Origin of the sequence: Petrotoga sp. 9PW.55.5.1 (assembly GCF_003265365.1) — a bacterium.
GTDB lineage: Bacteria > Thermotogota > Thermotogae > Petrotogales > Petrotogaceae > Petrotoga.
Map to the genome: position 1 here is coordinate 1 of NZ_AUPM01000074.1, position 11,066 is coordinate 11,066.

Sequence of the window (11,066 nt, forward strand, 5' to 3'; positions counted from 1 at the left end):
TTTCATCCATTGGTATACGTATCTTATACGGTTATTAGTTATTGGTTATCTTTGTTTTTCTGTTTTGTTCATTATTTTTCTTCCCATTATTTGTAGTATGTATTTTAATAATTGGAATATGACTTTCTTGTCTTTATAACTCTTTGTGCTCAAATAATATGTATATATTATTCCTTCTTGGTTGTCTATTTTGGTTTTCCACAGCAAATCTGATTGTGCATTTTGAAATCCCTCATCTACATAGCTTCCATTTTCTTTTTCTATATGTTCTAAGTCTATCGCTTGCGCTACTTTTTCTGGTAAGTAGTTTCGTAGAAAATCTTTTGCTACTTCTATGTCTCCAAAGTTTCTTTTGAAAAAGGCATCGTGTGGATTGTTTATTTCATTCATTAGTTGTCCTCGCTTTGTTTGTAGGATTGAAGTTTTCTATTTAAATTATACCATAGAAGTGATGGTTTTGGTTTTGAAGTAAAATTCCCCTTCCTCGAAGGGGTGGATGCAGCGTTTTGTGCTACAGACAGGGTAGTTACTCTTTAATTTGCTTTTAGCAAATTATATGTACCACACCCTGAAATTCTGCTTCTGTGAAGGTAAATCAAAAGCAACTTCCCCGTCTGTGACCACACCCCGGCTGCGACAAAGAACGTCGCATCCACCCCTCTCAAGAGGGGAATTTCTATTATATTTATCCTTCAAAAAGGGGAATAAAAGCAAATTTGAAACAATTTCATATCCTTGCCTCTTTTTAAAGTGGGCAAGGAAAATTGGAGGCAGTTGATATGGAACTAACCGATAGAATGATTGAAAAGGCTACCCTTCCTAAGATATGTCTTGTTTAACACAGCCTCACAAAAACACAAAACACCTGTTATCAAAAAAAATGCCATATTGTATAAAATATTCAATTTTAACTTAAAAAAATTGTAAACTTGAAGTTTTTCTGTTATAATTAACCATACTAATGTTAGCGAGGTGGTAAAATGACTGAACAAATGACCGTAAGCTATAAAAAGCTTTGGAAATTACTAATTGATCGGGATATGAAGAAGAAAGATTTACAAGCAGCAGCGAAGATCAGTCCATCATCTATATCAAAGCTTTCAAGAAACGAGAATGTTAGCATGGATGTTTTAATAAAAGTATGTTCAGCACTCAAAGTAAATTTTGAAGATATTATGGAATTAGTGCCGAATTCGACTGAAGAAAGGAAGTAAAATTATGACTGATAATAAAAACGGACAAGAACGCGCAGAATTACACCGCACTATATGGAATATAGCAAATGACCTTAGAGGTAGTGTAGATGGCTGGGACTTTAAGCAATATGTCCTTGGAATACTCTTTTACCGTTACATATCTGAAAATATCACCGCCTACATTAACGCTGAAGAACATGAAGCTGGGGATAGTACATTTGACTACGCTAAGCTGCCTGATAACATAGCAGAGCGGGCTCGAGAAGAACTAGTTAAAACAAAAGGCTTTTTTATTTTGCCTAGTGAGCTTTTTCAGAATGTTCGTGCCCATGCGAAGGATGATGAAAATTTAAACGAAACACTGCAACGTATTTTTAAGAATATTGAAGCCTCTGCCCGAGGAACAGAAAGCGAAGATAATTTCAAAGGCTTATTTGATGATATTGATGTAAACAGTAATAAGCTGGGCGGAACAGTGACAAAACGAAATGAAAAGTTAGTCAAGTTACTAAATTCCATTGCTGAAATGAAACTAGGAAACTTCAAAGATAATTCAATCGACGCATTTGGTGATGCCTATGAATTTTTGATGGGTATGTATGCATCCAATGCAGGAAAAAGTGGTGGTGAATATTATACTCCACAGGAGGTTTCTGAATTACTTACTCAATTGACTATTGTGGGGAAAAAAGAAGTCAACAAAGTATATGATCCTGCCTGTGGTTCTGGCTCTTTGTTACTCAAATTTGCCAAAATTCTTGGGAAAGAAAATGTGCGACAGGGATTTTTTGGGCAAGAAATCAACATCACAACCTACAACTTATGCCGAATTAATATGTTCCTGCACGATATTGATTATGATAAATTCGACATTGCCCTTGGGGATACGCTAACGGATCCTCAACATTGGGATGATGAGCCCTTTGAAGCCATTGTTTCCAATCCTCCATACTCCATTAAATGGAAAGGAGATGACGATCCCATTTTGATTAATGATCCCCGTTTTTCACCAGCAGGGGTGTTAGCACCTAAATCCAAGGCAGACCTTGCTTTTATTATGCACAGTCTTTCTTGGCTTGCAACAAATGGAACAGCGGCGATCGTCTGCTTCCCAGGTGTGATGTATAGAGGAGGGGCTGAGAAGAAAATTAGAAAATACCTTATTGACAACAACTACATTGATTGCATCATTCAGTTGCCCTCAAATCTGTTTTATGGTACAGGCATTGCTACTTGTATCATGGTTCTTAAAAAATCCAAGAATGAAAACAAGACCTTGTTTATTGATGCATCCAAAGAATTTGTCAAGGTCACAAATAATAACAAGCTGACTCAGGAGAATATTGAAAAAATTCTTAATGCCTTTAAAGACAGAAAGGATATTGAATATTTTTCAAAACTTGTACCAAATAACGAAATCGTAGATCAGGATTACAACCTGTCTGTTTCTAATTATGTGGAACAGCAGGACACAAGAGAAAAAATTGATATTGTCAAACTCAACGCTGAAATAGAAAAAATTGTGGCAAGAGAACAGGTGTTAAGAGAAGAGATTGATAAGATTATTGCGGAAATTGACCTGCCTGCTGGCAGGCAGGGGTGTGCTAATGAATAAGTGGTATGTGTATATAATTCTTTGTGATGATGGCTCACTTTATAAAGGACATACGAATAATTTAGAACGCGGATACAATGAGCACTGTTTGGGTAGAGGAGCAAATCACACTAAACTGTACAAGCCTGTAAAAATAGTATATTCAGAGCAAGTACCATCTCTTGAAGATGCTGTTGCAAGAGAAAAATACTTTAAAACAGGAAGTGGAAGAGAATGGATAAAGAACAAGCTTAAGGAGATGAGTGAATGAGTGAGTTAGATTGTCAGCCCAATAGGCTAAATGAATTGATTGCTGAACTTTGCCCTGATGGGGTATCTTATAAACGGCTTGGCGAGATTGGATACTTTTATGGAGGCCTTAGTGGTAAATCAAAACACGATTTTGCCAATGGCAATGCAAAGTTCATTACATATATGAACGTTTACTCCAATTTAGCCGTAGATACTGAAATCAGCGATATGGTTAAGATTGGAGAAAACGAAAAACAAAACACAGTTAAACATGGAGATATTCTTTTTACTGGCTCATCTGAAACACCTAATGAGTGTGGAATATCATCGGTTTTAACGAAGGAAACGAACGAAAAGTTGTATTTAAATAGTTTTTGTTTTGGTTTCCGTTTGATAGATAAAGATTTGCTTTTGCCAGATTTCTCAAAGTATCTGTTTCGCTCAAAGGAAATTAGAAAACAGATTATTCGAACAGCAAATGGAGTGACACGCTTCAATGTATCAAAGGAGAAAATGGAGAAAGTTGTTATCCCCGTCCCCCCGCTGCCTGTACAGCAGGAAATTGTCCGCATTTTAGACAATTTCACAGAGCTTGTAAAAGAGCTTACAACAGAGCTGACAGCGGAGCTTACAGCAAGACAAAAGCAGTATGAATATTATCGGGATAAATTGTTGACCTTTGGGGATGAAGTAGAATTTAGGACACTTGAAGAAGTATTCAATATTAAGAACGGTTATACCCCATCTAAAAGTAATCCGACATATTGGGAAAATGGTTCATTGCCTTGGTTTAGAATGGAAGATATTAGAAAAAACGGGAGAATATTATCTGATTCTATTCAACATATTACTCCACAGGCAGTAAAAGGAAAACTCTTTCCTGCAAATTCAATTATATTAGCTACTTCAGCAACAATTGGTGAGCATGCACTGTTAACGGTTGAAGCATTAGCAAATCAAAGATTTACTTTTTTAAGTATAAAAAAACAATATGTTGATAAATTGAATATGAAATTTTTTTATTACTATTGTTTTATTATTGATCAATGGTGCAAAAACAATACTTCAGTTGGGAATTTTCATTCTGTCGAAATGGTAAGATTAAAAAAATATAGGTTCCCCCTCCCCCCACTACCTGTTCAGCGAGAGATCGTCGCAATCCTCGACCGGTTTGATGCTTTATGTAACGATTTAACAAGCGGTCTACCTGCCGAGATTGAGGCAAGACAAAAGCAGTATGAGTATTATCGGGATAAATTGTTGAGTTTTAAGGAGATGAAATCATGAGTATATATAATATTGTAACAAGTACAGATGAGGCAACTGTAGTTGCTGAATATGCGGCAGAATATGCTGTTCGCTCAAAAAATTATCAGAGCGAGGCAGATATGGAACGGGATTTAATTGATTTATTGGAGAGCCAAGGGTATAAATATTTACCGATACATAAGGAAGCCGACTTGGTTGACAACTTGCAAAAACAGCTTGAATTACTGAATGGTTTTAAATTTACAGATAGTGAATGGAACAGTTTTTACACAAAGTGTATTGCTAACAGCAATGAAGGCATTATAGAAAAGACCCGAAAAATACAGGATGATTATATACAGATACTAAGGCGAGATGATGGGTCAACGAAAAATATTTACCTTTTGGATAAAAAGAATATCCATAATAATCGTCTGCAGGTCATTAATCAATACGAGGAATCAAAGGGGACATATGGCACTCGTTATGATGTGACAATTCTCGTCAATGGACTGCCACTTGTTCATGTGGAACTTAAACGGCGTGGAGTAGCAATTCGTGAAGCCTTTAATCAAATTAATCGATACCAGCGTGACAGTTTTTGGGCGGGGTCAGGTTTATTTGAATATGTGCAGATTTTTGTCATTTCCAATGGAACACATACCAAGTATTATAGCAACACAACCCGAAATAATCATATCCGTGAGCTAAACAACAGCCAAAGCAAAAGAAGCAAAAAAACAAGCCATAGTTTCGAGTTTACAAGCTTTTGGGCTGATGCTAACAATAAAACCATCCCCGACCTTGTGGATTTTACCAGGACATTCTTTTCAAAACATACGCTCTTAAACGTTCTGACCAAGTACTGTGTTTTTACCTCCGAAGAACTACTCCTTGTTATGCGTCCTTATCAAATTGCTGCTGCGGAACGCATATTATCTCGTATAGTTTTATCAAATAACTATAAAAAAACGGGAACAACCGCTGCAGGCGGCTATATTTGGCACACAACAGGTTCTGGAAAGACATTGACCAGTTTTAAAACAGCCCAATTGGTTTCTAATCTGTCTTTTGTGGATAAGGTTCTTTTTGTTGTGGATCGTAAAGACTTAGACTATCAGACGATGAAGGAATACGACCGCTTTCAAAAAGGAGCTGCAAACGGGAACAACTCCACCAGGGTTCTGCAAAGGCAACTGGAGGATAAAGACGAAAAAGGAAATCCTCATGAATATAAAATCATTGTAACCACAATTCAAAAGCTTGATATCTTTATCCGTAAAAATAAACAACATGATGTTTATAAAAAACATGTTGTGATGATTTTCGATGAGTGTCACCGCTCTCAGTTTGGTAGTATGCATCAGGCCATTACAAAGAGCTTTAAGAATTACCATATTTTCGGATTTACCGGAACACCGATTTTTGCTACAAATTCCAATTCAGGGGGGAACCCACTATTTCGGACAACAGAGCAGGCCTTTGGTGAGAAACTGCACACCTATACCATTGTGGATGCAATTAATGACAGGAATGTATTACCTTTCAGAATAGATTTTATCAATACCATCAAGATGCCGGAGCAAATCCAGGATAAAAAAGTCTATAATATAGACCGTGAGAAAGCTTTGGCTGACCCACAGCGAATTAGTGAAATTGTTTCTTATGTTCTCGAACATTTTGATCAAAAAACCAAGCGCAGTAGCTTTTATACAATTTCTGCAAAGTGGGAGGAAACGGACAAACAAAATCCAAAGAAAAGGGTAGAGAAGCGTGAAACAAGGCTTGTTGCGGGTTTTAATTCTATATTTGCTGCTGCATCTATCCCAATGGCAATCAAGTATTACAATGAATTTAAAAACCAAATAAAAGAAAAGAACCGTAATCTAATTATAGCCACTATTTTTAGTTTTAGTCCCAACGAGGAAGAACCTGGTGGTTTATTGCCAGACGAGGATTTTAACATGGGAAATCTTGACCAGAGCTCAAGGGATTTTTTAGAGTCAGCTATCAAAGATTACAATACAACTTTCAACACAAATTATGATACCTCAGCGGACAAATTCCAAAACTACTATAAAGACTTATCTCTACGTACAAAAAACCGAGAGATCGATATATTAATTGTCGTGAATATGTTTCTTACGGGTTTTGATGCCACTACCCTCAATACTCTTTGGGTAGATAAAAATTTAAGACAACATGGACTCATTCAAGCATTTTCAAGAACAAACCGTATTTTAAACAGTGTTAAGACCTACGGAAATATCGTTTGTTTCAGGGATTTAAAAGAAGAAACAGACAAGGCGCTTGCCCTTTTCGGCAATAAGGATGCAAAAAGTATTGTTCTTCTAAAAACATATCATGACTACTATAATGGCTATGATGAAAAAGGGGAGCATAAGCCGGGCTATAAAGAGCTGATTGAAACCCTTACTACACAGTATCCCCTCGGACAAACTATAACTGGTGAAGATGCCCAAAAGGAATTTATACGTCTGTATGGAGCTATCCTCAGACTTAAGAATATTCTTACTGCTTTCGATGACTTTGAAGGAAACGAAATTTTGCCCGAAAGAGATTTTCAGGATTACCAGAGTACTTATATTGACCTATATCAGGAATACAGAAAAGGGACTGATAGTGACAAGGAAACCATTAATGATGATATTGTCTTTGAGATAGAACTAATCCGTCAGATTGAGGTAAACATTGATTATATCTTAATGCTTGTGGCCAAATACCAAGAATCCAACTGCAAGGATAAAACCATTCTTACAACCATTGACAAGGCAATTAATTCAAGCATTGAACTTCGTAGCAAAAAAGAACTTATTGAAGACTTTATAAAGCAAGTTAATGTTACAACAAAAGTAGATGAAGAATGGCAAAAATTTTTGTATAAACGCAAAGAAGAAGATATTACAGCAATTATCGAAGAAGAAAAATTAAAACCTGAAGAAACCAGACGTTTCGTTGACAATGCTTTTCGGGATGGAATGCTTAAAACAACTGGTACAGCTATTGATAAAATCATGCCTCCCGTATCTCTCTTTAGTGGTGATCGAGCAGCGAAAAAGCAAAGTATTATTGAAAAGTTACGTAAATTCTTTGAGAAGTATTTAAGATTGGTCTAGTCTATATCGTGTGATGAAGGAGCATTTTGAATCGGTAAAATTATTGAACATGATTTACTTCCAAAACAAAAACCAAGAAGAAGCAACTTAAAAGTAAAAGTTGATTTTATCCAATTATGTAACTTAGCTATATAATGAATTATCAAAAATTGGTATTATTCAGCATCTAAAAGATACCTCATAGCTTACTGTGGAGGACATGTTGCAAATTCTTACAATTGCATATAACCTAGAAAATTTTTATTTTACCGTTTACATCACTCTCCCTTCTAAAAATGGATATAAGAAAAGCGCCTATCTTGCGATAGATGCTTTTCAAACAAGGTTTTATTTAATTTTAAAACGCAAACTTGAAATAATGGTATTATTGGCGGTTTGTTGTTTCAAGTTCCTTTGCGCAGAATATCCAGATATGCTTCATATGCAAGGGTATGGTTTCTGCTGGTCTTGGATGTTTGAACGAGAATACCTGCATCGACTAAGCGGGAAACAGCACTTGAGAACGTGTTGAAAGCGATATCTAAAGCCTCTGCAGTTTTTCGGATCTCTATAATGGGATTGGTTTCCAAGTAGTTGAAAACAAGCATTGCATTTTTTGCTGAGCGGCCCATTTTTGATATTACATCCACATTTGCATCGTGCAGGACAATCAGTTCATCGATTGTGTTAGTAGCATCTTCGGCAGACTCCATGATAGCCTGCAAAAAGAATTTTATCCACTGTTCGTAATTGCCTTTTTCTCTTACTTCAGTCAAGCGGTCGTAATATTCCACACGGTTTTTCTTCAGGAAATACGAAATATACAGCGCCGGAGTAGTCAGAACTTTTTTTCCATCAAGAACAGCGTAATCAGCAAACGTCCAACACGGCCATTTCCATCAAGGAATGAGTGGATGGTCTCGAACTGGTAGTGTATCAAAGCTGCACGAATCAGTGAATCCAAATCGTCATCAGCATTGATGTATTTTTCGAGGTCGGACATTGCATCAATCATATCATCCGGAGACGGAGGAATGTATCTGGCATTTTTTAATGTGCTGCCTTGACCGCCAATCCAGTTCTGCGAATATCTAAAACTCACCGGGGCTTTTTTCCTGACCTCGTACACCTTCCATCAAAACCGCATGGGTTTCTTTGATCAGTCGATTGCACAGTGCGGTCAAGTCCCATAATAGTGGACACAGCACCGTCGATTTTCCCTGTGGTTTTTCTTTGTTTGCTTTTATGTTTCCGCCCAGATCTTTACAGATGAAGATGTTGTCCATCATCCAGCACAGGACTGGATGACCGCCGTGAGCATTTTTCTGCTCCAAGGTCAGCTTCATCAATTTCTTCGTTGGAGGCGACATATCCTTGAAGTCCTGAAAAAGGCACTACCGTGAAGCCCATTCCCTCCAAGTTCTGCACCATCTGCACAACGCCCCAGGGGTCAAAGGCAATTTTGTAATTGGTAAAATAATAGGCGCAATTTTATACCGCGAAGACGGTAGAAGAGGTTATCTCTACCATCTCGCTATTGATAAAGATTACAGAAGAAAAGGAATAGGAACGAAACTGGTAAACTTAGTTTTTGATAATCTAAAGAAAAAAGGCATAATGAAATAACACCTTTATGTTTATGATGAAAATCAATTGGGTAAAACATTTTGGGAAAGAACTGGTTGGTACAAAATAGATGAATTGCTAATCTATTCGAACGATATAAAATAAATATAAAGGTAACTTTGGTTTTTATATGTCCATTTCTATTGTCTATAAGAAGAAAGGTATTTCTCTCTTAAAATGGAAGAATCTTCTGATGATATTTCAGATATTTTTAAACCGCTCTTTAATGCCTCTAAAAAAATTTGAGCAGTTTTTTCGCATATTAATGAAGCTATTAGTGCTTCAGACCAAGTTTCACCAACAGTTATTAATCCATGATTTTTTAGAATGACCGCATTATTGCTTCCTAAAGCGGAAACACTGTTTTCCCCTAATCTCTTTGTTCCAGGCAATGCATATTCCGCAACGTTTATTTTACTTCCTAATAACATAACACTGTCTTCAACTAACGGCGGAATATGATCGACGATCAATGAAACTGCAGTAGCATAAATTGGATGTGTGTGAATCACTACTTTTACATCTGCTCTTGCAGCATATATTTTTAAATGCGTAGGTAGCTCCGAAGAAGGATTTTTACCTGATAAAATATTCCCCTCCAAATCTACTTCAACTATATCGTTCTCTTTCAGGGTATCATAAGGAACACCCGAAGGAGTAATGTATATTTTTTCTCCATTTTTAATAGAAACATTACCCCATGTTCCTTTAACAAGTCCAAATTCATTTATTTTTTTAGTAATGTTTAAAATTTCTTCTTTTATCATAGTTTTATATTATCTCCTTCGATTTTTAATTTTATGGTGCCTTTATAAATTTAAAAACTGCTTTTAACAATTAAACCAAAATTCAGATTTATAAAAATACTCTTCGATATCACATCTTTATCTAACGTTTTTGTTTTTCCATTTTTCTAACTTCTATATTTTAAAATGTTATCATTAGCTGCTATAAGAAAATAATCAAAGATAAATCCTATTAATAAAAAAGGACAAATTATAAAACTCTTTAAAATTTAATGAATCCTTTTTCTATTCAAATAAAATTTAAATAAAGTAGCGTTATAATAATCTAATGAATAAATAATAGGCAAACTTGAATAATCATAAACAGTTTGCTTTAATAATAAAAATAAAATATCCTCGCTTATTTTCAAACTTTTAGCTTCTTTTTTATCGAAAAAAAACGGCTGAATTTCCGCCAAAGCCCCATTTATGGTTATTCCTAAATCCTCTTCAAAATATCTGATCATAGATTCTTTTGGGAAAAATTTTGGTATATTCTCTTTGAAAATTTTTATTGGAACTGAACTTATAGAATACACGGCAAACTCTTTATTCGCATATCTCTTGCGGTAGTAAGTAACAATTTTTTCGCCTTCTTTAAGATCTAACTTTTCTTTTATTTCTTTAGTTGGTTCTGTAATTTCTACTTTTATGTATTCGGTGCTGGGTTCATAATTAAGATTTTCGATAACCTCTGTGACACCACCTAAATTTTCCACCCCGCTTTCCATTTTTAATGGCTTTTTTCTTAAAAAAGTTCCCTTCCCTTGCTTTTTATAAACTATGCCTTCTTGAGATAGTTGAGCTATAGCTTCTCTCAACGTTACTCTACTAATATTAAATATATTTACAAAATCTGTTTCTGAAGGGAGTTTCTCTCCTGGTTTTAAATCCTTCTGTTCTATGTATTCTATAATTTTTTCTTTCACTATCGCACTCAATGGTGATCTTTTTCTTTCTAAAAAATCTGCCAACTTAATATTCACCTTCTCTAATACTAAAGTTTCCTTGCTTATTATCAATTATATCTTAAAACTCTCAACTAATCCTTTTAACTCTGTTGATATTTCACTTAACTCTTTTGCTTCTTCGTTTATCCCTATCGCTTGTCTTAGTTGATTGTCTATTACTCCCCTTGATCCTTCTATTTCTTCACTTATTTCTGTTATCGCTTTCGCCACCCTGTCCATCGCTGAACTCATCTCTTGCGCACTTGCACTTTGCTCTTGGGCACTTGCTGTCATGTTTC

At 35.7% G+C, this 11,066-nt stretch carries 9 protein-coding genes and 3 pseudogenes; 6 read left to right on the plus strand and 6 right to left on the minus strand.

The window, feature by feature from the left end; translation table 11 throughout:
* Positions 1 to 45: 45 nt before the first annotated feature.
* Positions 46 to 390: an Rpn family recombination-promoting nuclease/putative transposase gene (locus PW5551_RS09950; protein ID WP_113075622.1), complete on the minus strand. Its 345-nt coding sequence runs from the start codon at positions 388 to 390 to the stop codon at positions 46 to 48.
* A gap of 602 nt (positions 391 to 992) precedes the next feature.
* Here PW5551_RS09950 and PW5551_RS09955 point away from each other — a divergent pair.
* The 5 genes from PW5551_RS09955 to PW5551_RS09975 are packed head-to-tail and all read left to right on the plus strand — an operon-like array spanning position 993 to position 7,427.
* Positions 993 to 1,214, plus strand: a complete 222-nt coding sequence (locus PW5551_RS09955; protein ID WP_113075628.1) for a helix-turn-helix transcriptional regulator — start codon at positions 993 to 995, stop codon at positions 1,212 to 1,214.
* A 4-nt stretch (positions 1,215 to 1,218) separates the two neighbouring features.
* A complete protein-coding gene (locus PW5551_RS09960) occupies positions 1,219 to 2,811 on the plus strand; it encodes a type I restriction-modification system subunit M (protein ID WP_113075623.1) in 1,593 nt (530 codons plus the stop codon).
* Positions 2,804 to 3,061 (plus strand): GIY-YIG nuclease family protein, encoded by a 258-nt coding sequence (locus PW5551_RS09965; protein ID WP_113075624.1) that lies wholly within the window; start codon positions 2,804 to 2,806, stop codon positions 3,059 to 3,061. Before PW5551_RS09960 ends, PW5551_RS09965 begins: the two co-directional genes overlap by 8 nt.
* On the plus strand, positions 3,058 to 4,329 hold the full coding sequence (locus PW5551_RS09970; protein WP_113075625.1) for a restriction endonuclease subunit S: 1,272 nt from the start codon (positions 3,058 to 3,060) through the stop codon (positions 4,327 to 4,329). Before PW5551_RS09965 ends, PW5551_RS09970 begins: the two co-directional genes overlap by 4 nt.
* Positions 4,326 to 7,427 (plus strand): type I restriction endonuclease subunit R, encoded by a 3,102-nt coding sequence (locus PW5551_RS09975; RefSeq protein ID WP_113075626.1) that lies wholly within the window; start codon positions 4,326 to 4,328, stop codon positions 7,425 to 7,427. Before PW5551_RS09970 ends, PW5551_RS09975 begins: the two co-directional genes overlap by 4 nt.
* Positions 7,428 to 7,810: 383 nt before the next feature.
* Here the strand turns inward: PW5551_RS09975 and PW5551_RS10885 are convergent.
* Both PW5551_RS10885 and PW5551_RS09990 read right to left on the minus strand, forming a co-directional pair.
* Positions 7,811 to 8,581: pseudogene (locus PW5551_RS10885) on the minus strand (Fic family protein); the annotation flags it as partial.
* Positions 8,505 to 8,870, minus strand: a pseudogene (locus PW5551_RS09990) (terminase TerL endonuclease subunit); the annotation flags it as partial. The pseudogenes PW5551_RS09990 and PW5551_RS10885, both read right to left, overlap by 77 nt.
* 24 nt (positions 8,871 to 8,894) lie before the next feature.
* On the opposite strand from PW5551_RS09990, the gene PW5551_RS10890 reads away from it, so the two are divergent.
* Positions 8,895 to 9,032, plus strand: coding sequence for a GNAT family N-acetyltransferase (locus PW5551_RS10890; RefSeq protein WP_370445949.1), 138 nt, complete (start codon positions 8,895 to 8,897; stop codon positions 9,030 to 9,032).
* A 140-nt stretch (positions 9,033 to 9,172) separates the two neighbouring features.
* Here the strand turns inward: PW5551_RS10890 and PW5551_RS10000 are convergent, their stop codons facing one another.
* The 3 genes and pseudogenes from PW5551_RS10000 to PW5551_RS10010 all read right to left on the minus strand — a co-directional run.
* On the minus strand, positions 9,173 to 9,799 hold the full coding sequence (locus tag PW5551_RS10000) for a class II aldolase/adducin family protein (RefSeq protein ID WP_199562305.1): 627 nt from the start codon (positions 9,797 to 9,799) through the stop codon (positions 9,173 to 9,175).
* Between the two features lie 248 nt (positions 9,800 to 10,047).
* On the minus strand, positions 10,048 to 10,839 hold the full coding sequence (locus PW5551_RS10005) for a GntR family transcriptional regulator (protein ID WP_113075627.1): 792 nt from the start codon (positions 10,837 to 10,839) through the stop codon (positions 10,048 to 10,050).
* A pseudogene (locus tag PW5551_RS10010) lies at positions 10,840 to 11,066 on the minus strand (methyl-accepting chemotaxis protein); the annotation flags it as partial. It lies immediately after the preceding gene.

Bases quoted from the DNA above. Each gene is read 5' to 3' on its own strand.
- PW5551_RS09975 (WP_113075626.1), top strand. From the start codon at position 4,326: ATGAGTATATATAATATTGTAACAAGTACAGATGAGGCAACTGTAGTT.
- PW5551_RS10000 (WP_199562305.1), bottom strand. From the start codon at position 9,799: ATGATAAAAGAAGAAATTTTAAACATTACTAAAAAAATAAATGAATTT.
- PW5551_RS09970 (WP_113075625.1), top strand. From the start codon at position 3,058: ATGAGTGAGTTAGATTGTCAGCCCAATAGGCTAAATGAATTGATTGCT.
- PW5551_RS09950 (WP_113075622.1), bottom strand. From the start codon at position 390: ATGAATGAAATAAACAATCCACACGATGCCTTTTTCAAAAGAAACTTT.
- PW5551_RS09965 (WP_113075624.1), top strand. From the start codon at position 2,804: ATGAATAAGTGGTATGTGTATATAATTCTTTGTGATGATGGCTCACTT.
- PW5551_RS09960 (WP_113075623.1), top strand. From the start codon at position 1,219: ATGACTGATAATAAAAACGGACAAGAACGCGCAGAATTACACCGCACT.
- PW5551_RS09955 (WP_113075628.1), top strand. From the start codon at position 993: ATGACCGTAAGCTATAAAAAGCTTTGGAAATTACTAATTGATCGGGAT.